Here is a 23,716-nt window from a genome sequence, read left to right as displayed (position 1 = left end):
ACTTGTGTTGTGAACGAATAGACTTGTGTTGTGAACCAAAAGACTTGTGTTGTGAACGAATAGACTTGTGTTGTGAACCAAAAGACTTGTGTTGTGAACGAATAGACTTGTGTTGTGAACCAAAAGACTTGTGTTGTGAACCAACAGACTTTTAAGCTCATCCCCACCTCTAAAAGAGGATGGGATAATACAAAAGACTGATGAGGGTTGACGGTTAACAGTCATCAGTCATCAGTCATCAGTCAATAGGTTCGGTTAAGGGAAGAGACGCGATAAATCGCCGTCTCTACAAAGGACTGATTATTGTAAAGACGGCGATTTATCGCGTCTTTGTGATCTATAACTTTCATCAAAAAACTTTATCCGAACCGTATTGAGTCATCAGTCATCTTTTTCCATGCTCTATGACCAACTACTTTCGCTCCAATGTTAATGCAATGGCTAGCTACATTCCCGGTGAGCAGCCCCAACGCGGTACACAGATTATCAAACTTAACAGCAACGAGAACCCCTATCCTCCTTCGCCTACGGCGCTTGCCGCGCTACAAAATATTGATGGGGAGCGGTTGCGGCGGTATCCAGAACCTTTCGGGGAGGAGTTCCGTCAAGCTGCAAGTAAAATTTTAGGAGTTCCTAGCGATTGGATCATTGTAGGAAATGGCAGTGACGAATTGTTGAACGTAGTAATTCGAGCCTGTGCAGAACCTGGCAAAAAGGTAGTTTATCCAATGCCAACTTACGTGCTATATCGCACCTTAACAGAAATACAAGACGCGGAAATTACTGAGATTACCTACAGCCAAGACTACAGTTTACCTTTGGAAGAACTGGTTGCTGCCAATGGATGTGTGACATTCATTGCGTCGCCAAATAGTCCATCAGGGCATGTGGTGGCAACAGATGAACTGCGAAAATTAGCCAGCCAGTTATCTGGAGTTTTAGTGATTGATGAAGCATATGTAGATTTTACCGAAGAGAATACATTGGCTTTGGTCAAGGAATACGAAAACGTCATCGTAATTCGCACACTTTCCAAAGGGTACTCATTGGCAGGATTGCGGCTGGGGTTTGGAGTCGCAAATCCCAAACTGTTGCAGGGATTGTTTAAGGTGAAGGATAGCTATAACATTGATGCGATCGCTTGTGCAATTGGCACGGCTGCCATCACCGACCAAGCTTATAAAAATGCTTGTGTAGCAAAGATTAAGGCTTCACGGACTAAGTTAGCAACAGACTTGAAACAATTAGGTTTTCATGTTTGGGATTCTCAAGCTAACTTTTTGCTGGCACAGCCAAGAGAAGGAAACGCAGAATATCTCTATCAAAAGTTGAAGGAACGGGGAATTTTAATTCGCTACTTCAAACAGCCTGGATTAGATGATAAATTACGCATTACTGTTGGTACTGATGAACAAAATCAGGCTTTAGTAGAGGCACTAATTTATTTGTTAAATACTGGGAACAAGGGAGATTGAACAAGAGGCAGGGGGGCAGGGAGCAGGGGAGAATCTAAAACCTTTAAATTCACACTGGCAATAATGAAACATGCGCTGAAACCACTTTCCATCCTTCAGTAAATCTGTACCAAGTCTGGCTTTGTCGCCCGTAACGTTCTACACCATTAATATTGCGACGAAACTCTAAAGTCACTGTTGCTGAATCTTTCCCAAAGGTTACAATCTTGAGATTAGAGATTTCTCGCTCTATTTTTGGGTTTGGACGATTCTGGCGAAAGTTACGAATTTCATCGCCGCCATAGAGGTTTTCTGAGATCCCGAACCGCACTACGTCGGGCGCATCCCAAAACAAGGTATCCATCACTTCCAAATTATTATTACAAAGAGCTTCTTCATATTTGAGGTACAAATCAGTTACTTCAGCTACAACGGCAGAGTCATTTACGTTAGTCATGATTGCTCTATTTACAGCGTGTTGTACTAGTTTGCAGATTGCTAGTATAAATCAGGTTAGCGATCGCTCGAAGTAACTTGGCAGGCTCCACTGGCTTAGTGATATGCTGCCCAAATCCGGCAGCAATTGCCTGTTGGTAATCTGCCTCAGCAGCGTAAGCTGTAAGAGCGATCGCTGGAATTGTTCCTCCCATTTCTGGTGGCATAGCTCTGATTTGACGCATCAGCATATAGCCGTCTAATTCCGGCATTCCAATGTCGCTTAACAGCAAATTTGGCTGGAACTTAGGCATAGCTTGTAATGCTTCTATAGCCGATGCTGCCTGAATTACTACCGCGCCAGACTGCTCCAGAATAAAAGCAATTAACTCTCGCGTATCACGCTCATCATCTACAAGCAGAACTTTTACCCCATTTAGATCAGGTGAATCATCAAGTTGTTTATCAATCTGGTGGTTATTAAGATGAATCTCGATCAGCGGTAGCATGACTGTAAAGGTTGCTCCTTGTTCTTCGCCCAAACTTTCTGCCTTAACTGTGCCGCCATGTAGCTCTATGATGTGGCGAACAATAGCTAATCCTAATCCCAGTCCGCCAAATTTTCTGGTAGTTGCACTATCAGCTTGTCGGAAGTAATCAAATACATAGGGTAAAAAATCTGGGCTAATTCCCTTACCTGTATCACTAACTCGCAGTTGAGCCTGAGAACCAAGTGACTGTAAGCTGATTTCTACCTGTCCACCTTGGGGCGTAAACTTAATAGCATTGGAAAGTAAATTCCAGATAACTTGCTGCAAGCGACCTGAATCACCAGTTACTAAAAATTTTGAGCCGTACCTTTGGTACGCTGGAAGCGCAACTTGGATTTGGGATTTTAGATTGTCAGGTTGCTGGTTAAAATCAATAGATTCTAAATTTCTGTGAGGATTTTCTAATCTAAAATCTAAAATCGTAAATCGCAAATTGATAGATTTGGCTTGGGCGGCTAGACTTACAGTTTCTATTGCAGATGCGATCGCAGTTTCCAGATTCACAGGAGCAATATTCAGACTGAGTTTACCTTGTAAAATGCGAGAGACATCCAGCAAATCTTCAATTAGTTGGGTCTGAAGCTTGGCATTACGCTCAATGGTTTCGAGAGCGCGAGTGGTGGTTGCTTCATCATATTTTTTAGTTTGCAGTAACTTCGACCATCCCAGGATCGGGTTTAGTGGCGTGCGAAGTTCGTGGGAAAGCACCGCCAAAAATTCATCTTTGATCCGGTTAGCTTGAACTAATTGCTCTTTTTGCTGCTGTAACGAATCCATTAACTGAGCGCGTTCTAGAGCAACCGCCACCTGATCGGAAGTTGCTTGCAGCAGGGCAATTTCTCCAGAAGTGAAGTGAGTACGGGTGCGACTGGCAAAGGAGAGGACACCAAGCAGCTTTCCCTGAGCAATTAAGGGTTGACCAGCATAAGCTGTGATTTCCAAAGCATTGAGGATGTGGGCATTTGGATGGGTAGAGTGCAGCACATCATTGACGACGATTTGACGGCGTTCTTGCGCCACTAGTCCGCACATCCTTTGATTAAATTCCAGGTATTCAATTGCTTGAAATACTTCATCAGTAATGCCATTCCAAGCCACTAATCGAAGTTTCTGCTTATTTTCGTGCGTCTCAGTTAGATAGTGGAAGTAAAAATGCAAATCCATCTGCGCCGAGAGTTTGCTAAACAAGCTGTTCATTAGATCCAAGGGGCGCTCGGTTGAAAGCAAATCACTGGTTGTTTCAGAGAGCAGTTTGAGTCTTTCACTTCGCTCTTGCAAAGCTTGTTCTGCAAGCTGGCGTTCACGCAGGACGCGTTCGCGTTCGGTGATGTCAACTGCAACCCCTCCTACTAGGCGTTGCCCAGATGCATCTGCAATGGGAAACTTATATACCAAAAATTCGCCGAGGGTGCCATCTCTGCGTGGGGCAGACTCGATCGTTTCCACAACCTGATTTGTTTGGGCAACCATTCTAATGTTATCGAGGAAGGGTTGAGCGATTTGGGCTGAGTATAGATCAAAAATGTTTAGATAAGTTGGACTGAGGTAAAGTACACGTCCGTCTGCATTTGTAATCCATGCTGCGGCTGGAATATTGTCCATAAAAGCTTGAAATTGCTCTTGACTCTGACTCAGAGCTTTTTGAGCTTGCTTGAGATCACTAATATCAAGAATGAATGTAACTGAGTTCTGCCGAGATTCTCCTAACAGAGAGTAGCCAACTACAACCGGGACACTGGAACCATCCTTGCGAATACATTCCTTTTCATATGGAGTACAGGTTCCCTTGGCTGTTGCTTCGGCAATCGCCAGTTCATCTAAATATTGGTACTCATGAGGTGTGATATCAGTCCAGCGTAGTCTACCTGCCTGGATATCTGCTTGGGTATAGCCTACAATTCGCAAAAATTCGTCGTTGGCTTCAGTTATACCACCATTCACATCACCGAAGAGAATACCAACTATATTCGCTTTGACAAAACTCCTGAGGCGTTCTTCACTTGCTTGAATTGCCTTCTCTGCTTGTTTGCGTTCGCTGATATCTGTAGTGCTGCCAACTAAACGGATTGGTTTTCCATCAGCATCCCGTTGCGCGACTATTCCCTGATCCAATATATAGATGTACTGATTATCCTGGTTGCGAATGCGATACTCGGCAGCATAGCGATCGCCATTTGCTAAAGCGATCGCCGCCTCCTCTTGTACACGCTGTAAATCTTCTGGATGAACAAGCTCACGCCACCAATTACCTGTTGGTTCAGCAATGTCGAGGGAATAGCCCAATATTCTGGTTAAACCCTCGGTTCTATCAACTGTATCCTGTTCTATATTCCAGTCATAAATCAGACAATTAACCGCAGATGCTGCTAACTCAAAACGCTCGTTAGCTAATCTTAGGCGTTCTTCCTTCTCCCGCAAACTTTGTTCGGCTTGCTGGCGTTCGCGTAGCGCAGCTTGCTGTTCGCTCAAATCAACAACGAAGCCAATAACCATTTCTTCAGTGTCTTCTACCAGGACAGAACCAAGCAAAACGGGAACTCTTGTACCATCTTTGCGGATGTATTCCTTCTCAAAGGGTTTACAGACTCCGACCGTTTGAAGTTCTTCCACTGAACGCTCACTCAAAAGAAGATACTCAGGCGGGGTAATCTCGCGCCAGTTCATCTGGTTAGCGGAGAAATCTTCTCGCGTATAGCCGACCATTTTTAGAAAAGCATCATTGGTTTCTATAATGGAGCCGTTCTTCATGTCAGTGACGATAACTCCAATGATGTTGGATTCTGCCAGTCGGCTAAACCGCATTTCGCTATTTTGCAACAATTTTAGGCTTGTCTCTGCCTTGCGTCTAGCAGTTCGCAACTCTGAAGAGAGGGCGGTAATTAAGAAGGAAACTAGTGAGAATGTAGTTAATTGTACTAAGACATGCAGGCTGAGGAAATCGAACGAGTAGACTGGCTCGATCAAAAAATAGAGAGAAGTTGTAACAGAAAGAGCGATCGCTAACACTCCAAGTCCCATGCCACCATACCAAGCACTGATTGCCACGGCAGCATAAAATAATGTAAATACGTTCGGATCGAAGACTGGCAGAAATAGTTGCGTCACCAGCAGCGCCGCTATGACTACCAGAATCATCACACCATACGTTAGTAACCAAGAACGCATCATCAAAATTTTTTCGGGTACTTTCACGATCATCTTAAGAGTCCTCCCGTTGCTCCGCTTTTAGGAGATACTCGTTCAGTAGTCTTTTGCCTGGTTCGCCGATCTTCTGTAACATTTCTTCAATTAGCTTTAGTGCCATCTGTGAAGGCACTGTAGATCCGTTCTCCCAACGATTGACTGTTCGCAGGGAAACTCCCAACTTGGCTGCAAACTTTTCCTGAGATAGATCGAGTTGCTGCCGAAGTTCACGGATTAAATCTGAAATTTTTAGTGGTTTTTCTACTTCCATATAGGAAGGTTAGGACACATGTCTCGCCATTTGTCTCCAGCTTGAGGAAGAATTTAAACAGTCATTAGTTGTTATCAATTTCATCTTTTGGTGGAAAACTGATATTAGTTATTAGCTTCATTAATTACTGTTCACTGATTTAAGTTTTCCAGCATACTTCTGATAACTGGTCACTATTTTCAGATGGTGCAACCAAAACTTGTTGAGGCAGAAGAACTGTAAAAAGCAACTATAAAATAAATATTAAGATTTGCCACATATTTGATGCGAAAATAGTATCATTTTAAGAGTTTTGAGCATTTTTAAGCATCACACACTGCCAAAAATCTATGGGTGATGCGTTACATTGTCACATTTATAAACAGCAATTTTAAATCATTTCTGAAATCTTCTTTTTCTATACTCCTCTACGAGATGCTGCGCGTAGCTTGACCGTAGGAGTAAGCGCCCTGTGCGTAGCCTGTGGCAAGTCACTATGCGTCTACGTTAAACAAAGTAATTTTCACAATGAACACAGATACTCGTAGGGACACAATATTTTCGTATTCCTTAATTTAAATGAGAATTGCTATAAAGATACTCTGGATACATTAGTTTTTTGTAATACTTTGTACTGATAAGTTTTTCCAAATCATCCCTAATTTTGGCAAAATTATCTAAAATGCTTCTCAATATATGTAGTTAATTTTACTTCTTTGGTGAGATGCCAATAGCCAAGCTGTAAAGCTATGATAAAATTTAAATCAAAATTTTTGCCTAATCTATATCACTATTTTGATTAACCAACACTCTGAAAACCTCCTCAACACTCAACTGGAAAATGCACCAGGTGAAGGCTATATATTTAGCTGGTTTGATTGGTTTTGTCTTTGGTATCCTCCAGGCTGGCTAATTTTATTCAACCGCCATTGGCAGCACTATCACACAGATTTAGACGGTTGGAATTGGCTGGAATATGGATTATTTTTAATTCCAGGCGGATTTTATCTGGCGATACTGATTCGTTGGTTGCGTCTTGGTTTTCGTTCACCCCGTACAGAAGTTGGTGAATTTGATCCCAAATATCAACAAGCTTTTCGCCAAGAAGTTCTCGGACCGCTCGTTAAATACTATTTTCGTGGAGAATTACAACAAGTCGAAAACTTGCCGCAAACAGGGCCATTGATTGTGGCAATGAATCATGCAGGCATGTGTTTTCCTTGGGATTTTTTGACCTTGGGCTATTTATTAGGTGAAACTAGAGGATGGGTAATACAACCCGTAGCAAGTCCAGCATTATTTGAGCATCCTTGGGTAATTTGGTGGTTACCACCCAAATGGTCACAGGTTTTGGGTGGTGTGCGAGCCAAATTAGATGATTTTGAAGCAGCTATTGCCCAAGGTGAAATTATCTTATATGCACCCGAAGGCATCCGCGGCCCTCTAAAAGGTTGGAGGAGACGCTATCAAATAGAAAAGTTTGATGTGAGTTTTATTAAGTTGAGCGATCGCTATCAAATTTCCATTCTCCCAGTAGTTTGCATTGGCAGTGAATCTTTACATCCTTGGGCTGTTAATTTCCAGAAATTGCAACGACTAGTCAAATTACCATTTTTGCCTTTCTCACCTTTAATGCTTGTCTTAATTTTGTTTCCTTCAATGGGAATTTGGGCAATGAGAACTCGCCTGCGTTACTTTATTCAGCCTTTAGAACCAAAAGAATTGCCCAATTCAAATAAAGGGCTTACAGTGGCTTATCGGCAGGCACAACAATTACGAGAAAAACTGCAAATTAAAATTGATCACTGCTTGAAAGAAATTTAAGCTTATCTCATCGAATCTATTGTCTTATACCCCTACTGGCTGTCTGACTTGCGATTTCACCGCTTCAACAATGGCATCTGCGTCAATTTTGGCAGCATGGAGCAATTCTTCTGGGGTGCCTGAGCCTGGCATATCAAGCACTGCCAACTTAATTAGCCGCACTTGAGGCCCATTGTAAGTAGGAATAATATTAGTACCAGCAAAGGTATCAAGCACAGCCGCACCTAGCCCACCTTCCATCCAGTGGTCTTCAACAACGACTAAATTACCTTTGGTATCTTGTGCAGCTTGATGAATTGTCTGCACATCAATGGGTTTGATAGAGTAAGTATCTATGACACGCACCGCGATCCCTTCGTTTTTGAGACGATCGCAAGCCTTAAGTGCTTCATGTAGTGTAATACCAGCCGCAATTACAGTGGCTTGATCTCGCTCAGAACTACAGATTACTTTGCTACCACCAATGGGAAATTCTTCATCAGAGCCATAAATTACAGGTGTGCTTTCCCTGGTGGTGCGGAGGTAAACAACACCACTGCGATCGCTCATCTGCGCCACTAGTTTAGCCGTCTGATTGGCATCACTGGGATAGAGTATAGTACTACTCCACACTGCCCGGAAGGCTGCTAAGTCCTCCAGTGCCATCTGTGAAGGGCCATCCTGACCAATGGATACCCCAGCATGAGAACCCACTAATTTAATGTTGGCGCGAGAGATAGCTGCCATCCTTACAAAGTCGTAACCTCTACTCAAGAAGGCGGCGAAGCTGGAAGCAAAAGGTTTATATTTTCGCACCTGCAACCCCACTGCTGCTGCAATCATTTGTTGTTCAGCAATGTACATCTCAAAGTAGCGTTCAGGATAGGCTTCGGCGAAATCTTCGGCGTAAGTGGAATTACTCACCTCGGCATCAAGGACAACTACATCAGGTTGAGCGGCTCCCAATGCGAGTAAAGCATCACCATATGCTCGACGGGTTGCGACCTTTGCACCTTTATCATAGGTGGGAAGTTGCAGTGGTTGAGGATTACCTGTTGTCGCTGGTTGGCCTTGTTCTTCGGGTTTGTTTACTTGAATTATTATGTGGCGTTCACCACCTAACTCCGCGATCGCTTGTTTTTCATCTTCGGGTTTGAGGGCTTTGCCATGCCAACCACCTAAATCTTCCAAAGAAGCCACACCTTTGCCTTTCTTTGTGCGGGCAATAATTACTGTGGGGCGATCGTTGATGCTCAAAGCAGCACTAAAGGCTTGATCAATCTCTGTCAAGTCGTGACCATCAATTTCAATCGCTTGCCAGCCAAAAGCTCTAGCACGCGCAGCATAGGCTTGTATATTCCAGCCCAGTTCAGTCTGACCTCGCTGGCCTAATCGATTGACATCGATAATGGCGATCAGATTGTCTAGACTATAGTGTGAGGCATGATCAAAAGCCTCCCATACAGACCCCTCAGATGTTTCGCTATCACCCAGCAACACCCAGACATGGTATGGAAGTTGATCTAGATATTTACCTGCTAGAGCCAGCCCTACACCAATTGGTAATCCTTGTCCCAATGAGCCAGTTGCCACATCAACCCAAGGTAAAACTGGTGTGGGATGTCCTTCTAGACGACTGCCAATTTTCCGCAGTGACAATAACTCTTCATCGGTAATTACCCCCGCTGCTTTATACATGGCATAGAGCAGAGGTGCAGCATGTCCTTTAGAGAGAAGGAAGCGATCGCTATTAGGGTTATGTGGATTATCAAAGTCGTAGCCGAGATATTTGGAAAGTAAAACCGCCATCAAATCAGCGGGTGACATGGATGAAGTAGGATGACCTGAACCGGCAACAGTTGTAGCGCGAATACTATCGACACGTAACTGTTGTGCTAGTTCATGCCATTGTTGTAGTTGCTCCTGTGTCGTCATAATTATATTCCTCAATAAAAATCAAGGGTATTGCGGCGAATTCTTTATCTAATAACTCGTGTTTGGCTAGACTTGGCTATTTTTCCAAAATAAATTGCCAATACGTTATAGATAAAAAGAAAGATTATTCTATTTAAATTTGACTTTGTTATAGCTAGTGTCTTTTCTAACCAGAGGCACATACAAATTTAACTAAACTTGCTCAGAGATTTATTTTGCTGCCTCTGGGTTTACTTTAGATAGTAGGAGCTACAGTCGCTTCTTTCTAATGGAATAACTAACGTTTATTCCTTAGGGTATACAAGAATAATTACACTGAGTTAAGTATTTTATTTGTGGAAAATACTACAAATTTAGATATGTACAACGAGACAAAAATTACTGTTTTGTTAAAAAACTTGCATATATTTGATAGTTTAAGTCTGAATTTTACACTCAAATTTCTGCTTTTAATCAAATTGATTTAGTAATCATTAAATTGGTTTTTCCATGATAAAATTTATCAGTTTTTGCCCTCTTCGTTCTACCTCTTGCTGTTTAATCACAATAAAATTCTGTCTTTCAAAAAAAGGTTTAGCTGTAATACTGGCTTCTGTAAATAACTTTTCAATTCCTAAAGCCTTTGCTTTTGATTGAAGCTGTTCTAAAATTCTCTTACCTATCCCTTTTCTTTGAAAATCTTTATGACAGTAAAAACGGTCAATATGGCCATTAGCCTCTAATTCCCCAAAACCAATAATTTTGCCCTGCTCCTCCGCTACATAAGTAAACTTACTTCCTAAACTTTTAATCCAAACGTCAATATCCATCTTTGCTGGTGCCCAAGCATCTACTTGTTCTTGTGTGTAATCGTGAATATTCACCTCATGAATAGTGTCGTAGAACAATTTCATAATTTCTTCGGTATCAGCTATTTCGTATATTCGTAATTTCATCAGGAAGGTAATTAATGATAAATATGGCGGTTCCCATTCAGATGCGGTACAACATTACATCACGAGGTGTAGGGGCACGGCATTGCCGTGTCCCTACCGATGTACCTCACGTAAACGAGAACCGCTATAACTCTATTAAAAATATTATCAGCGCTGGTGGGACTACTTCAACTTCCGAGTACAGTCCTTTGCGCGTTAGATAGCAGAATTCAGGAGTCAGGAGCTAGAATTTAGAATTCAGAAGGAAAAAAGGCTTATTATCTGGCTTGTAGACCCATATTGTGATCAATAATTCAAAACTCCCGACTCGTGACTAGACAGCAAAGGGAAAAGTCTCTGGTGCTTCTTCCATATCCGAGTAGGCAGTGCGGTCTAGAGGTTGCACGCCTTTTGTATCATCTATGTGGATCACCGCATCAAATTGGTCTGGGAGACGAGCATAAAAGTAGTGACTGATACGCTCAGTTTCTGGTTGGTAAATAACGCCGATCGCTCTTTCCAATTGTGCTTCTCTGAGTCCTGTAATTGCTGGATTATTATCCTTTAGCAAGAGCAAAAATTGGGGTACTCCAGTCTGATGGAATAGGGCTTCATAGCTTCCTGGTAAGGCAGGACGAACTAGCTTGAGTTCGGCAGTTCCTCCCCAATTAGAAGCAGCGGTAACTGTACCTGTATAAGTAGTAAAGCCAATCAGCACCGCATCATCACCATAGCGATCGCGCACTAATTGACCCACATTTACTTCACCCATTACCTCCATATCAGTTGCCCGTGCATCTCCTAGATGGGAGTTGTGTTCCCAGACAACCACTTTGCTTGGTTTACCCTGTTGTTCAAAATGAGCAACTAGCTGATCTAACATTTCTGCCATGTGGCGATCGCGAATATTCCAGGAAGATACCCGACCCTGAAACATTGAGCGGTAGTAAGCCTCGGCATTCTTCACCAACCGAGCGTTTTGCAGGGCATAGAATAATTCATCGGCTGCTCCCTCTCCGTCTTTTTGAATGTACTCGGCAGCCCGACGTTGCAGTTCCTCTAGTACATTAACCACCTCTTCTTCACAGGATTTCGTCAGTCCAAAGCTGGTAGCATAGCCATAAGTCTGGGCATCTTCACCCAAATGCTCAAAGCATGAGTAACGATAACGGGCACGTTGGGCGGTTTCGGGATCAACTTGATCCAGATATTCGAGAACTGCTTCTATGGAGGCATACATGCTGTAAAGGTCTAGCCCATAAAAGCCAACTTTGACGGCATTTTCTGGGATAGCATCATTATATTCACGTAGCCAGTTCAGAAAATTTAGCATATCTGTGTTGCGCCACATCCAAGTGGGAAAACGTTGAAAACCGGAAAGTGCTTCCGCAGGGGTGGGATCTTCACTTGCGTCCTGCACATAGCGATTCACGCGATAGGCATCCGGCCAGTCTGCTTCAACTGCTACGGCTGTAAAACCCTTCTCTTGAATTAGTCGCTTGGTAATCTCAGCCCTTTGCTCATAAAACTCATGCGTCCCGTGGGTGGCTTCGCCAATTAAGACGATACGGGCATTGCCAATCAAGTTCATCAATGGGTCGTAGTCTGCGGCTGCACCTGTCAGTCGGTATGCAGACTCACGTACCACATCGACTAGATTAGTTATCGTTGCGTCTACCATAGTTCGAAAGTAGTGACTAGATCATTAGTAATTCGTAGTATCACTACGCAGAAGCAAGCTAAAAGAATTGAATTACGAATTATGTTGACAGGTTCTTAATTCCAGATCATCGCATGAGCGAAGGTTGATCCGGTTTTGTACCTATTGGATAAATTTTTAGCCTACTAAGGGATTACCAAGAAATAAATTATCCAATCTTGTGAGGTGGATAAGATGTCCACCCTTGGTTATGGGCGGGCGATACGCTCACCCCACAAGCACAATTGTTTTTTATTTGTAAGTCCCTAAATTCAGCTTAAAAATCTCACATACCTCTTCCATCTGGCTAATGGTGCATGATGCCTGATCCATCCATATCTCTATGGGAGGAGCAATACATAGTAGAGGTCAAAGCTTTGCGCCCTTACCAATAACCGTGTGAAGGTCAATAATCAACATCAACATATTTGCTTAGTTGTGAATTTTCCTCAGATTCAACATATACACAACCTATATAGTACAAATATACTATTTTGCTGCTAAAATGCCTTAAAAGTCAGCTAGTCTTGCTTGAGGTAGTATGAAAAAAATCCAAGACACGGACAAAAAGCCCATTTTGCTGTTAAAGCCTACATCTGTAACTACTGCGATAGTGCCACTGCAACCCCAAGATAAAAAAATCATCAGTGAACAGGAGCGTTTGATTGCACAAGTCGAACGCGTTAATCGGATGGCAGGAGAGTTAGAAGCAGCGATATTAGAGTTGAAAGCGATCGCTAACACACTGAATACTCAAAAACGTTACCCAGTTCTAAAATGCAAAAATATTTGTCAGTATTTCGCAGTTAGTGTCCCTTGGGTGAAACGAAAGCCTGACGAATCATTTATTCTGACAACGCGAAGAGTTGATTTATTCCGAGCCGAAAGGGAAGCTGCACTGCTAGCACAGCAACTTCGTCAGCAAACCAAAAAAAAATTAGCATCGCAGCGACACAGAAAAAACAAGAGTGGGGCTGAGGCTGACACAAAACGCTTGTTCAAAAAGGTATTAGTCAACAAATCTTAAAATTATCAACATTCAACGGCAGATCACCCCTAAGGTTGTAAAAGTTATGCTGATTGAAGTGGCAGAAGGAACTTCTTCCTCAAAATTGCCATTGCTAATTGCAACCATAGTTGGTGGCAATTAGGCAAAACTGCCCTAATATTTGCACCAGAGTGCAACATCAGGGACAATCAATCAGCGCACAGAAGAGGTAAAAGAAGGTGTTAAAGACACTTTTAGTGATTGCCGTTGGTTTTTTACCGTCCCTGATTTCTCTGTGGGTAATCCGCAAAACCCAGGCGCGGTCACGCTTACGGATGAGGCAAGCAGCTAGGAATTTTCCGGCGGTGCAGGGACGGCAAAACCTTAGACCTGTTGAGAGCGATCGCTATTATTTAGAAGGGGTGGGTTACCTAATTGGCGACATCAGCTGCAAATTTAATGCCCGATCTGGCTACATGCGTTGTGCCGTCAATCCCGAAGGCCCTTGTAATGGTTGTCGTCACTACGAACCTAAGGGATTAGCTGATAGTGAAAAAAGGGCTTAAGAGTCTTTACTTAGTACTCAACTGAACTGGCAATGCAACTTCATAGCACATTCCCAAATAGAACCGGGGAATGATAAAATCATTCCTATTTATAATAATTTGTATTTACAAACACTTTGAATATTTGTCTTTGCATGTTCAAATAAGAATGATTTAATATAATTCGTGCAAAAGTGGAAATCTGCGTAATTTTGTTTGCAGATCATGACCTTTACTATTAGCTTTTGCCGAATATCTAATAACTACATGATTATCTAACGATGAACAACGCGATCGCTCGGACAACAGCATTCTTATCAACTTGCGCTTTGCTACTAACAGGCTGTGGTGGTGGAACTAACACTGTAACTAGTTCTCCAAATAATAGCCCAAATACTACCACAAATAACACTGCAACCGACACCGCAGCGACAACGGGTACATTGTCGGGTGCTATTCCCATCGGTATTGCCGTTGCCCAAACTAGTAATGTAGCATTACTGGGACAAGAACAAGTTGCTGGAGCCAAACTTGCCGAGAAGTATTTTAATAGTAAAGGTGGTGTTAATGGCACACCAATTAAATTGGTGTTTCAAGATACTAGCGGTGATGAAGCAGGAACAATTAACGCTTTTCAAACTCTAATTAACAAAGATAAAGTTATTGGAATTGTGGGCCCAACTTTGTCACAGCAAGCTTTTAGTGCTGGCCCTATTGCCGAGCGTGCAAAAGTACCAGTTATTGGGCCATCAAATACTGCTAAAAACATTCCTGAAATTGGTGATTACATTGCTCGTGTTTCTGCACCGGTCTCCGTTGTCGCGCCTAATTCGGTGAAAGCTGCACTTAAGCAAAATCCCCAAGTTAAAAAGGTTGCAGTTTTCTATGCTCAAAATGATGCATTTAGCAAGTCAGAAACGGAAATTTTTCAACAAACAGTTAAGGATCAAGGGCTGGAATTGGTAACAGTACAAAAGTTCCAAACCAGCGATACAGATTTTCAAAGTCAAGCTACCAATGCAATTAATCTCAAACCAGATTTGATCATTATTTCTGGTCTAGCTGCTGATGGTGGGAATTTAGTCCGACAATTGCGGGAGCTAGGTTACAAAGGCTTAATTGTCGGTGGAAATGGTTTAAATACCTCGAATATATTGTCAGTTTGTAAGGCACTTTGTGATGGAGTTTTGATTGCTCAAGCCTACAGTCCAGAACATCCAGGTGAAATTAACGCAGCATTTCGTAAAGCTTATACTGACGAATACAAAAAAGAGCCACCCCAATTTAGTGCCCAAGCTTTTGCAGCAGTACAAGTTTATGTCGAAGCACTCCAAACTTTAGATAAAAAGAGCAAAGTTAACAAATTGCAGCTACCAGAATTGCGGACGCAATTAAACAAACAAATACTTGCCGGAACATACAATACACCACTAGGTGAAATTGGTTTTACTCCCATAGGTGAAGTTGTTCAAAAAGATTTTTATGTAGCCCAAATCAAGATGCCAAAAGATGGAAGCCAAGGTCAATTTACATTTATAAAATAGTTGCTAAATGAATATCAATCTGTTTTTGCAGCAATTATTAAATGGGTTATCCATTGGTAGCGTCTATGCAATTTTTGCTTTAGGATATACCTTGGTTTATTCCATTTTGGGCATCATTAATTTAGCTCATGGCGCGATTTTTACATTGGGTGCATATTTCACTTATGCACTCATGGGTGGTAGTTTTGGATTTAACGGCTTGTTAGCTAATGCAGCCCTACCAATACAATTACCATTTGCTATAGCCTTGATATTAGGAAGTACCTTGGCGGGATTGGTAGGGGTAGTCATGGAAAGGGTTGCTTTTCAACCTTTGCGCCGTCAAGGATCTGATCCTTTGCTAACTGTTGTTTCCAGTTTGGGGGTAGCAGTGGTAATTGTGAATTTAATCCAATATTTAGTAGGTGCAGAAAGTTACACATACCCCGCAAATACTTACGGTAATTTGCCACTTGCGATTAACTTTGGTAGTCCAGAAAACCCAATTCCTATTCGCAGTGTCCAGGTGGTAATTTTTGGTGTATCAGTTGTGATTGTGGCAATTCTTACCTATTTTATCAATCGAACTAAATATGGTAAGGCAATGCAAGCGATCGCAGAAGATCCAACTACAGCTAGTTTGTTAGGAATTAATAGCGATCGCTTTATCATCCTAACATTTTTCATCAGCAGTTTATTAGCAGGATTAGCAGGAACTTTAGTCGCCTCTAGTGTTAGTATTGCAGGGCCATATTTCGGCATTGCTTTTGGTTTACGGGGTTTAGCGGTAATTGTCTTAGGTGGTTTAGGTAGTATTCCTGGTGCGGTGGTGGGAGGTTTAGTAATTGGATTAGTGGAGGCGTTTGTCCCTGCTGAATTCTCTGGTTATAAAGACGCAGTAGCCTTTGGAATTTTGTTTATGATGCTATTAGTTAGACCCCAAGGTTTGCTAGGACGAAGATTTATCCAGAAAGTTTGAAGATACGTAGTGCCATGAAAACATACACCAAACAACAATTAACTTTTGAGCAATTTTTAGAACAGTGTCCAGAGGAAGGTTTATATGAACTTGTAGATGGAGAAATTGTAGAAGTGCGTGCTACGAGAAATCATGATGATGTCGCTGACTTTACGGCTGACTCTTTCAAAGATGAAATTAAACGTCTAAATCTTAATTACGTAGTAAAAAACACAGCAGTCTTTAAAACTATAACTGCTAATGGCATAGAGCAAGGGCGCAAGCCTGATGTAAGTGTCATAGATAAAGATAAATGGCGCTCGAATCGTTCTGCTTATTCTGCACTTGAAGAACCTATCCAATTAGCTGTAGAGGTAACATCAACTAATTGGGAAGATGACTACATTGATAAATTAGATGAATATCAACGCTTAGGTATTACAGAATATTGGATTATAGATTATTTGGCAATTGGGCTAAGAGAGTATTTGGGAAATCCAAAAGTTCCGGCTGTGTTTGTTTTTATATTAGATACTGAGGGAAAATACCAACGCACACAGTTTAGAAGTTCAGAACGGATCGTGTCACGAACTTTTCCTGAACTGGCGCTGACAGCAGAGCAAATATTAACAGCTTAATAGTTGATAAAAGCGATAGGTTGATTAAGCTTAATCAAAATGTTTTAAAATGGCTGATTTTTTCGCTACTTACGGTTCTTTAATTGTCTCTATGGTATTGGGGGCGCTACTAGGGTTATCGCTTTACTTACCGCTAATGACAGGACAATTGTCTTTAGCTAGTCCGGGATTTTATGCTTTAGGTGGGTATATTGCAGCAATTTTATCCACAAAAGTTTTGACATCTAGCAGTGGTTTATTTCCCATTCCATTGTTGTTATTGGAGATGTTAATTGCTGGTATGATTTCTGGTTTATTGGGTGTAATAGTCGGAATTCCGGCGTTGCGATTGCGAGGAATTTATTTGGCGATCGCTACTATCGCTTTTGTGGAAGTTCTACGCGTCATCTCCCTCAATCTAGATATCACAGGCGGTGCTGTTGGAATTTTTGGCATTCCTCAACCTTTCCAAACACAAATTGAATATTTATGGATTGCTCTCCCCTTACTATTAATTAGTATGGTGCTGCTTTATCGTTTAGAACGTATCCGCGTAGGAAGGGCGTTTATTGCTATCCGCGAAGATGAATTAGCTGCGGGTGCAATGGGAATTGATCCCACTTATTACAAAGTTTTGGCGTTTACATTAGGGGCTATGCTTGCAGGAGTTGTAGGTGCAATTAGCGCCCACTTCCTTAATACCTGGAATGCTCGCCAAGGTACTTTTGATGCCAGTATTATATATTTAACTTTTGTCTTGATTGGTGGTTCGAGAAGTTTTTTAGGGCCGGTAATTGGAGGTATGGTATTTACAGCCTTACCAGAAATTCTACGAAGTCTCGCTGATACTGGTGGTTTACCTAATTGGTTAGCACAATTTTTGCGAGATGGTAGATTAATTATTTTTGGCTTACTAATAGTAATAGGTACAATCTTTTTCCCCCAAGGGCTAATTACTCCAGATATTTTTCAAAGACGTAAAAGCCAAAAGTGAACTATTCATAAATAATATGCAAAAATGTCATACAGTATTTCAGAAGCTAACAGCAGTATTGTCTTAGAAGCAAGAGCATTGACTCGCCGTTTTGGTGGTCTAGTGGCGGTAAACAATGTATCTTTTAGTGTAAATAAACATGAGATTTTTGGACTGATTGGCCCTAATGGTGCTGGCAAAACAACACTGTTTAATTTAATTACCGCTTTCATTCCCCCTTCTAGCGGTAAATTAATTTATCAAGGTGCAGAAGTTTCTCAACTGCGTCCCCATCAAATTGCTGCTTTAGGTATCGCCCGTACCTTCCAAAATATCCGCTTGTTCGGGGAATTATCGGCGTTAGAAAATGTGATAATTGCTCGGCATTTGCACACTAAAAGTAATATGATTGCAGGAGTTTTGGGCTTACCACCAGTGCCTAGTGAAGAACTTAAAACTAAACAGAAAGCTTTAGATTTATTGGATATGATTGGCTTGAGCGATCGTGCTGACGAAAAAGCCAAAAACTTTGCCTATGGTGATCAGCGTCGGCTGGAAATTGCCCGTGCTTTAGCCTTAAAACCGCAAATCTTACTTCTCGACGAACCTGCGGCGGGGATGAACCCCAACGAAAAGCAGCAACTCAGTGAATTTATCCGTAGCCTGCGCGATCGCTTCAATTTGACGATCATCCTCATTGAACACCATGTACCCTTAGTTATGGGTTTGTGCGATCGCATTGCGGTGTTAGATTTTGGTCAATTGATTGCTTTGGGTGAACCAGCAGTTGTCAGAAATGATCCGGCTGTAATTGAAGCTTATTTGGGAAATGATTGAATTTATGTAGACAAAATTTGCACAAATTCGTCTAAAGAACTCACAGCGATCGCGCTATCCATTAAATTTTCTAATTGTTCCACACTTTCGCCCTCAAGCCTTGCTTCTACCTCTTGAGGAATTTCACCAAAGCGTCGTCGCAATACTCGGATTAACTGCCGTTGTACACCCTGCTGAAGACCTAGCTGAATACCTCTTTGCTCAATTTCTTGATACCAAGGCGATTCTCGCAATACTGCCATATCCCACCTCATGATTTGTTGAACTAAAGGCGTGTCTAACACAAAGCTAGCAAAAAATGCCAGCAATGATTCTAATTGGTTTAACTGTGCATCTGCTCGTAGCGCCTGCAATGCGCGTTGCACAACTGATACCTCTCCCCCTCCTCGCAGGATTGGCACAAAGGGTAACAACGATGGTAGTGGTTGCTGAAACACTATCTCAGCATCGATTTCCCACAAATTAATCACGCGATAATCTTGGATGGCACGTAATCCAAAAAATTCCTGCTCGTAACTACTGACAATCGTTAAGGTGGATGGGGGCGGTAAAATGTTGATCAGTACTGGGTAAGTTGGCAATCGGTAGCGTTCTTGTGCCAAGGCAGCATAGGCTCTCATCCGTAGAGGCATATGTGTTGTATAACGCAGTTGTAGTTCATTTAGTACTAGAAAATCTCCGTGAGTGGCACTGTACGCCTTCACCAACACATCTGTTTCGCGGCTAATCCACTGAAACTCAGAACCGAGAATTTCTTTCGCCACCACTTCAGGACGCTGTGTTACCCACTGTACCCATGCATCGGGAGCTAAATTAATTAGTCGCTTGCTACCAATATCTGCTGCTTTTGCCACAAGACACTTGATATCTTTATCAGTAATTAATGGTATACCACAAAGATTGCATTATTCTGGCGTTGGTTTTTAAGTTGAAGCAATCTCTACGATGGGGTAAGCCTACGCACTGTTTTAAGAAATGTATGATTGATGTATGTTAGGTTTTGAATCAACATTTCTGGATGTAAACCGCCGATGAAAGCCGATAGTAGACCAAACTATACAATTTTAGAAGTTCAAGAACTTGATGTAAATTATGGCGGCATCCAAGCTCTGAAAAAGATTAATTTAATTATTCAAAAAGGCGAGGTAGTTACTCTAATTGGTGCTAATGGTGCTGGTAAAACTACTACACTCCGCGCCATATCTAAAGTAGTTAATCCTAAGAGTGGTGTAATTATCTATAATGGACATAATATTACCCGCCGCCAAACTCACGAAGTTGTACAACTTGGTCTCGCCCACTGTCCTGAAGGACGCAGAGTATTAGCGCGGCAAACAGTATTTGATAATTTACTTTTGGGTGCTTATATTCGCTCCAATCAAGCCGAGGTAAAAGCAGATATTCAGCGCCAATTTGAGTTATTTCCCCGTTTGTCACAAAGACGCAATCAACTAGCAGGAACCCTCAGCGGTGGTGAACAGCAAATGTTAGCGATCGCTCGCGCTGTCATGAGTAAACCACAACTCTTGCTTTTAGATGAGCCTAGTTTAGGTTTAGCACCTGCGATCGTCCGGGAAATCTTCTCAATTATTGAAAATCTTCGTGATACAGGCGTAACTATTTTGTTAGTTGAACAAAACGCTAATCTTGCACTACAAATTGCTGATCGCGGTTATGTTTTGGAAGCTGGTTCTATAACTTTAACAGGCGCAGCATCAGAATTAATTAGTGATGAACGAGTTAAAAAAGCTTATTTGGGGTGATTAATTAATTGATATGTATCCCTCTGAAAACTTGAGAGTTACAAGCACAATTACAAATGCGATCATTTAGTTTCAGACTTCACAACTATCCATTGCGTCACTGGTGCCATTGCTCGCCAGCCCAAAAATTTACCAATAGGTTCCGCCCGCTGGATTGCAACACGAGTCAAATCGCCACCGACTCGTTCATGCCATTGAAATAAAGTTTGCTCGCCTTGTACCGTCACAACATTTGCCACCAAACGTCCACCCGGTCCCAATGCTTCCCAGCAAATATCAAAAAGTCCTGTTGCTGTCACCCCACCACCAATAAAGATGGCATCTGGTGCAGGTAAGTCTTTCAGGGCATAGGGCGCTTTACCTTCAATGATTTGCAGATTTGGAGTACCGAGAGTGGCGGCATTATCGGCAATGTAAAGCAGTCTAGATGAGTTTTGTTCGATCGCGATCGCTCGACACCGAGCATGGCTTCGCATCCATTCAATAGAAATTGAACCACAACCCGCACCAACATCCCATAACAACGCTCCCGGCGTGGGTGCCAAAGCTGCTAGGGTAATTGCCCTAACCTCACGTTTAGTTAACTGTCCATCATGGTGGTAGGCGTTATCTGGTAATCCTGGTAATCTTGGTAATGGGACAACCCCAGCATCAGCAATACAATAAACTGCGATCGCATTCAAAGCAGCAATTTCAGTTTCACTCCAAGATGCAGCCGTACCTTCCACAATTCTTTCATGAGTGCCGCCCATACGCTCCAATACGGTGATTTTGCTGCTACCATAGCCGCGATTTGTCAAAATTTCGGCAACAATGGCGGGTGTGTCCTTCCCTTCACTCAAAATCAATAGTCGCGCTTTTGGATAGATGTAAGACTGGAGTAGGGAGGATGGACGACCATTCAAACTCAAGGTTTCCACCTCAGTTAAAGACCATCCCATCCTGGCACAGGCGAGGCTGAAGGCTGAAGGTGCGGGGATAATTGTCATTTCAGAGACGGGAATTCGCCGCATCAAGGTGACACCAATGCCATAACACATGGGATCACCGCTTGCGAGTACACAAATTGACTGACCGCGACGCTGGATGATTTCTTCTACAGAAGTGCTTATAGGGGATGTCCAGACTAGTTTTTCACGTTGATCATCTGTAGGGAGCATTGCTAAATGGCGATCGCCTCCCACAATTACTTTAGCTTGAGTGATTAGGGAAAGAGCGATCGCGCTTAACCCCTGTAATCCATCTTCCCCAATGCCGACGATAGAAAGCCATTTCTCTGCCATGCTAATTAATGATTAAATTAATAATTATTACTTCATAACTAAGATTTGACGCTAATTCTAATTCTGAATTATTCCGTCAATTTTGGTTATATTTTATAGTGCCGGATTGAGGATAACAGGATGAACTCACTCCCAGAAATAGAAGCCGCTATTATGCAACTGTCTGAAGGTGAAATGCGGGATTTATCAAACTGGCTCCAAGAATATCTTAACGATGCTTGGGACAAGCAAATTGAAACAGATGCAAAATCGGGTCGATTGGATCAGTTAATCCAGCGTGCAAAAGCAGATATTGAAGCTAATCGGGTGAAACCCTTAGATGAAATCCTTAACAACCCCTGATTTTTGGCGCTCTTATGCTACACTTCCAACTGAAGTTAAAGAGCAAGCTAGAAAGGCGTATCGTCTCGTCTTTGGATTAATAATCAATTTCATCCGTCTTTGCATTTCAAAAAAGTAGGAACTAATTTGTGGTCAGTCAGGATTAGTGGTGGATATCGCGCACTAGCACTTAAGAACGGCGAGGATTATTACTGGATCTGGATTGGATCACATGATGACTATGAGGCGCTGATTAGATAAGAATATTGCTGCTTCATCTTTCACTCTTTAGCCAATGTAGTTATCAGTTAGCAGTGAATACTAATACTTTGTCAAGCTAGTTTTAAGAGTTTGTAGTAAGGAATAAATTCCTTACTACAAACTTGCTTACTTGATAACTGATATTGGTGTGGTGTTTCGCCAAGAGATGAAATCAATAACTGCTCACTGTTAAACTAGTGCTGCTGTTGTTTTCATCGCAAAAATCCTCTCAATCACATCTTCTACTACCTTATCTGGCGTAGAAGCACCAGAAGTAATTCCCACGACAATTTCTCCATCTGGTAACCAGTTTTCTGTAGTTATTAACTGCCCATTTAGTTGCCGATGTTCTATGGAATCTCCTGATTTAATCCGTTCAACAGTATCAATATGATAAGAAGGAATTCCCCGCTCAAAAGCAATTTGTTGCAACTGAGTAGTATTGGATGAATTAAACCCACCAATTACTACCATGAAATCTAAATTATGTTCCACTAACTCCAACATGGCATCTTGCCGTTCTTGAGTGGCATCACAAATAGTATTGAAGCTTTGGAAATGCTGATTTAACTCGGTGGGGCCATACTTTTGTAACATAATCCGCTCAAAAAGCTTGCCGATTTGCTCAGTTTCGCCTTTAAGCATCGTAGTTTGGTTGGCAATGCCAACTCGTTCTAAATCTTGATCGGGATCAAATCCTGCTGAACAAGCTTTAGCAAATTTTGTCAGAAATTCTTCACGGTTTCCACCATTGATAATATAGTCAGCAACATATTGTGCTTCTTGTAAATTCAACACAATCAAATACTTGCCAGCAAAGGAACTAGTCGCAACTGTTTCTTCGTGCTTATATTTACCGTGAATTATTGATGTATAGTCGATTTTTTTGTGCTTTTCTACTGTATTCCAAACTTTAGATACCCAAGGACAAGTTGTATCAACAATTTTGCAGCCTTTATCGTGAAGTATCTGCATTTCTTGAACGCTAGCCCCAAAAGCAGGTAATATCACTACATCACCAGTTCCCACAACAGAAAAGTCTTTATTCTTTCCTTCAATGGGGATGAATTCTACTTCCATTTCCTGCATTCGCTGATTTACAGAAGGGTTGTGGATAATCTCGTTAGTAATCCAGATGTGTTCTGTAGGGAAGTGCTGACGGGTTTCATAGGCCATTGCCACAGCTCGTTCTACACCCCAGCAAAAGCCGAAGGCTTGTGCTAGTCGGATTGTCACATCACCTCGTTGTAAGGTGTAATTGCGATCGCGAATTTCCTGAATCAAGTTACTCTGATACTCAGATTGCAACTGGGTCGCAACTTCAGCTTGATGACCAAAGCCTTTACGATTGTAATTTTCTGAATGTTGCAGGCTGCGTTTAAAAGCTTTTGTATCCATTAGATTTGTCTATTTAAACCACTAT

At 42.0% G+C, this 23,716-nt stretch carries 21 protein-coding genes; 12 read left to right on the top strand and 9 right to left on the bottom strand.

Annotation, left to right across the window (positions count from 1 at the left end):
- Nucleotides 1-404: 404 nt before the first annotated feature.
- The gene (gene hisC, locus ACEYW6_RS27300) at nt 405-1,475 is read left to right on the top strand and encodes a histidinol-phosphate transaminase (RefSeq protein ID WP_412982226.1); all 1,071 of its coding nucleotides are present in this window, start codon (nt 405-407) and stop codon (nt 1,473-1,475) included.
- Between the two features lie 49 nt (nt 1,476-1,524).
- On the opposite strand, the gene hpxZ is transcribed toward hisC, so the two are convergent.
- From hpxZ to ACEYW6_RS27285, 3 genes are read right to left on the bottom strand one after another with little or no spacing between them, the layout of a single operon-like run.
- Nucleotides 1,525-1,911, bottom strand: a complete 387-nt coding sequence (gene hpxZ / locus ACEYW6_RS27295; RefSeq protein WP_190896537.1) for an oxalurate catabolism protein HpxZ — start codon at nt 1,909-1,911, stop codon at nt 1,525-1,527.
- Nucleotides 1,912-1,918: 7 nt separating this feature from the next.
- Entirely contained in the window at nt 1,919-5,638 is a 3,720-nt protein-coding gene (locus ACEYW6_RS27290) for a PAS domain S-box protein (protein ID WP_412982225.1), read from the bottom strand.
- 1 nt (nt 5,639) lies between these two features.
- Nucleotides 5,640-5,894, bottom strand: a complete 255-nt coding sequence (locus ACEYW6_RS27285) for a helix-turn-helix domain-containing protein (protein ID WP_412982224.1) — start codon at nt 5,892-5,894, stop codon at nt 5,640-5,642.
- A 774-nt stretch (nt 5,895-6,668) separates the two neighbouring features.
- Between ACEYW6_RS27285 and ACEYW6_RS27280 the strand changes: the two genes are divergently transcribed.
- On the top strand, nt 6,669-7,697 hold the full coding sequence (locus ACEYW6_RS27280; RefSeq protein WP_412982223.1) for a 1-acyl-sn-glycerol-3-phosphate acyltransferase: 1,029 nt from the start codon (nt 6,669-6,671) through the stop codon (nt 7,695-7,697).
- Between the two features lie 24 nt (nt 7,698-7,721).
- On the opposite strand, the gene ACEYW6_RS27275 is transcribed toward ACEYW6_RS27280, so the two are convergent.
- Both ACEYW6_RS27275 and ACEYW6_RS27270 read right to left on the bottom strand, forming a co-directional pair.
- Nucleotides 7,722-9,611, bottom strand: a complete 1,890-nt coding sequence (locus ACEYW6_RS27275) for a transketolase (protein WP_412982222.1) — start codon at nt 9,609-9,611, stop codon at nt 7,722-7,724.
- A 473-nt stretch (nt 9,612-10,084) separates the two neighbouring features.
- On the bottom strand, nt 10,085-10,546 hold the full coding sequence (locus ACEYW6_RS27270; RefSeq protein ID WP_412982221.1) for a GNAT family N-acetyltransferase: 462 nt from the start codon (nt 10,544-10,546) through the stop codon (nt 10,085-10,087).
- 14 nt (nt 10,547-10,560) lie between these two features.
- Between ACEYW6_RS27270 and ACEYW6_RS27265 the strand changes: the two genes are divergently transcribed.
- Nucleotides 10,561-10,749 carry a hypothetical protein gene (locus tag ACEYW6_RS27265; protein ID WP_412982220.1) on the top strand — a complete coding sequence of 63 codons (189 nt, stop codon included), beginning with the start codon at nt 10,561-10,563 and terminating at the stop codon, nt 10,747-10,749.
- A 110-nt stretch (nt 10,750-10,859) separates the two neighbouring features.
- Here ACEYW6_RS27265 and ACEYW6_RS27260 read toward each other — a convergent pair whose 3' ends face one another.
- Complete coding sequence (locus ACEYW6_RS27260) at nt 10,860-12,206, bottom strand: erythromycin esterase family protein (protein WP_412982219.1); 1,347 nt, start codon at nt 12,204-12,206, stop codon at nt 10,860-10,862.
- 559 nt (nt 12,207-12,765) lie between these two features.
- Here ACEYW6_RS27260 and ACEYW6_RS27255 point away from each other — a divergent pair.
- From ACEYW6_RS27255 to ACEYW6_RS27225, 7 genes are all read left to right on the top strand, one after another.
- Nucleotides 12,766-13,251, top strand: coding sequence for a hypothetical protein (locus ACEYW6_RS27255; protein ID WP_412982218.1), 486 nt, complete (start codon nt 12,766-12,768; stop codon nt 13,249-13,251).
- Nucleotides 13,252-13,451: 200 nt separating this feature from the next.
- Complete coding sequence (locus ACEYW6_RS27250; protein WP_412982217.1) at nt 13,452-13,778, top strand: DUF6464 family protein; 327 nt, start codon at nt 13,452-13,454, stop codon at nt 13,776-13,778.
- Between the two features lie 260 nt (nt 13,779-14,038).
- On the top strand, nt 14,039-15,301 hold the full coding sequence (locus ACEYW6_RS27245) for an ABC transporter substrate-binding protein (RefSeq protein WP_412982216.1): 1,263 nt from the start codon (nt 14,039-14,041) through the stop codon (nt 15,299-15,301).
- A gap of 7 nt (nt 15,302-15,308) precedes the next feature.
- The gene (locus ACEYW6_RS27240) at nt 15,309-16,259 is read left to right on the top strand and encodes a branched-chain amino acid ABC transporter permease (RefSeq protein WP_412982215.1); all 951 of its coding nucleotides are present in this window, start codon (nt 15,309-15,311) and stop codon (nt 16,257-16,259) included.
- A gap of 14 nt (nt 16,260-16,273) precedes the next feature.
- Nucleotides 16,274-16,876 carry a Uma2 family endonuclease gene (locus tag ACEYW6_RS27235; RefSeq protein WP_196510594.1) on the top strand — a complete coding sequence of 201 codons (603 nt, stop codon included), beginning with the start codon at nt 16,274-16,276 and terminating at the stop codon, nt 16,874-16,876.
- A 49-nt stretch (nt 16,877-16,925) separates the two neighbouring features.
- Complete coding sequence (locus tag ACEYW6_RS27230; protein ID WP_412982214.1) at nt 16,926-17,849, top strand: branched-chain amino acid ABC transporter permease; 924 nt, start codon at nt 16,926-16,928, stop codon at nt 17,847-17,849.
- A gap of 24 nt (nt 17,850-17,873) precedes the next feature.
- The gene (locus ACEYW6_RS27225) at nt 17,874-18,665 is read left to right on the top strand and encodes an ABC transporter ATP-binding protein (RefSeq protein ID WP_412982213.1); all 792 of its coding nucleotides are present in this window, start codon (nt 17,874-17,876) and stop codon (nt 18,663-18,665) included.
- Between the two features lie 2 nt (nt 18,666-18,667).
- Here the strand turns inward: ACEYW6_RS27225 and ACEYW6_RS27220 are convergent, their stop codons facing one another.
- Complete coding sequence (locus tag ACEYW6_RS27220; RefSeq protein ID WP_412982212.1) at nt 18,668-19,519, bottom strand: Rpn family recombination-promoting nuclease/putative transposase; 852 nt, start codon at nt 19,517-19,519, stop codon at nt 18,668-18,670.
- 177 nt (nt 19,520-19,696) lie between these two features.
- Here ACEYW6_RS27220 and ACEYW6_RS27215 point away from each other — a divergent pair, with 177 nt between their 5' ends.
- On the top strand, nt 19,697-20,428 hold the full coding sequence (locus tag ACEYW6_RS27215) for an ABC transporter ATP-binding protein (RefSeq protein ID WP_412982211.1): 732 nt from the start codon (nt 19,697-19,699) through the stop codon (nt 20,426-20,428).
- 62 nt (nt 20,429-20,490) lie between these two features.
- Here the strand turns inward: ACEYW6_RS27215 and cbiE are convergent, their stop codons facing one another.
- A complete protein-coding gene (gene cbiE, locus ACEYW6_RS27210; RefSeq protein ID WP_412982210.1) occupies nt 20,491-21,711 on the bottom strand; it encodes a precorrin-6y C5,15-methyltransferase (decarboxylating) subunit CbiE in 1,221 nt (406 codons plus the stop codon).
- A 120-nt stretch (nt 21,712-21,831) separates the two neighbouring features.
- Here cbiE and ACEYW6_RS27205 point away from each other — a divergent pair, with 120 nt between their 5' ends.
- Complete coding sequence (locus ACEYW6_RS27205; protein ID WP_412982209.1) at nt 21,832-22,053, top strand: hypothetical protein; 222 nt, start codon at nt 21,832-21,834, stop codon at nt 22,051-22,053.
- 429 nt (nt 22,054-22,482) lie between these two features.
- On the opposite strand, the gene ACEYW6_RS27200 is transcribed toward ACEYW6_RS27205, so the two are convergent.
- Nucleotides 22,483-23,691, bottom strand: a complete 1,209-nt coding sequence (locus ACEYW6_RS27200) for a 4-hydroxy-3-methylbut-2-enyl diphosphate reductase (protein ID WP_412982208.1) — start codon at nt 23,689-23,691, stop codon at nt 22,483-22,485.
- Between the last annotated feature and the right edge of the window lie 25 nt (nt 23,692-23,716).

The sequence above is a fragment of the Nostoc sp. UIC 10607 genome, assembly GCF_047228265.1.
Lineage (GTDB): Bacteria > Cyanobacteriota > Cyanobacteriia > Cyanobacteriales > Nostocaceae > Nostoc > Nostoc foliaceum_A.
Note: the sequence above shows the minus strand (reverse complement) of the source record. Positions and strands in the feature narration are given on the sequence as shown.

Excerpts from the sequence above, each read along its gene's own strand:
- hisC (WP_412982226.1), top strand. The coding sequence starts at position 405 with ATGACCAACTACTTTCGCTCCAATGTTAATGCAATGGCTAGCTACATT.
- hpxZ (WP_190896537.1), bottom strand. The coding sequence starts at position 1,911 with ATGACTAACGTAAATGACTCTGCCGTTGTAGCTGAAGTAACTGATTTG.
- ACEYW6_RS27290 (WP_412982225.1), bottom strand. The coding sequence starts at position 5,638 with ATGATCGTGAAAGTACCCGAAAAAATTTTGATGATGCGTTCTTGGTTA.
- ACEYW6_RS27285 (WP_412982224.1), bottom strand. The coding sequence starts at position 5,894 with ATGGAAGTAGAAAAACCACTAAAAATTTCAGATTTAATCCGTGAACTT.
- ACEYW6_RS27275 (WP_412982222.1), bottom strand. The coding sequence starts at position 9,611 with ATGACGACACAGGAGCAACTACAACAATGGCATGAACTAGCACAACAG.
- ACEYW6_RS27270 (WP_412982221.1), bottom strand. The coding sequence starts at position 10,546 with ATGAAATTACGAATATACGAAATAGCTGATACCGAAGAAATTATGAAA.
- ACEYW6_RS27265 (WP_412982220.1), top strand. The coding sequence starts at position 10,561 with ATGATAAATATGGCGGTTCCCATTCAGATGCGGTACAACATTACATCA.
- ACEYW6_RS27260 (WP_412982219.1), bottom strand. The coding sequence starts at position 12,206 with ATGGTAGACGCAACGATAACTAATCTAGTCGATGTGGTACGTGAGTCT.
- ACEYW6_RS27255 (WP_412982218.1), top strand. The coding sequence starts at position 12,766 with ATGAAAAAAATCCAAGACACGGACAAAAAGCCCATTTTGCTGTTAAAG.
- ACEYW6_RS27245 (WP_412982216.1), top strand. The coding sequence starts at position 14,039 with ATGAACAACGCGATCGCTCGGACAACAGCATTCTTATCAACTTGCGCT.
- ACEYW6_RS27240 (WP_412982215.1), top strand. The coding sequence starts at position 15,309 with ATGAATATCAATCTGTTTTTGCAGCAATTATTAAATGGGTTATCCATT.
- ACEYW6_RS27235 (WP_196510594.1), top strand. The coding sequence starts at position 16,274 with ATGAAAACATACACCAAACAACAATTAACTTTTGAGCAATTTTTAGAA.
- ACEYW6_RS27230 (WP_412982214.1), top strand. The coding sequence starts at position 16,926 with ATGGCTGATTTTTTCGCTACTTACGGTTCTTTAATTGTCTCTATGGTA.
- ACEYW6_RS27225 (WP_412982213.1), top strand. The coding sequence starts at position 17,874 with ATGTCATACAGTATTTCAGAAGCTAACAGCAGTATTGTCTTAGAAGCA.
- ACEYW6_RS27215 (WP_412982211.1), top strand. The coding sequence starts at position 19,697 with ATGAAAGCCGATAGTAGACCAAACTATACAATTTTAGAAGTTCAAGAA.
- cbiE (WP_412982210.1), bottom strand. The coding sequence starts at position 21,711 with ATGGCAGAGAAATGGCTTTCTATCGTCGGCATTGGGGAAGATGGATTA.
- ACEYW6_RS27205 (WP_412982209.1), top strand. The coding sequence starts at position 21,832 with ATGAACTCACTCCCAGAAATAGAAGCCGCTATTATGCAACTGTCTGAA.
- ACEYW6_RS27200 (WP_412982208.1), bottom strand. The coding sequence starts at position 23,691 with ATGGATACAAAAGCTTTTAAACGCAGCCTGCAACATTCAGAAAATTAC.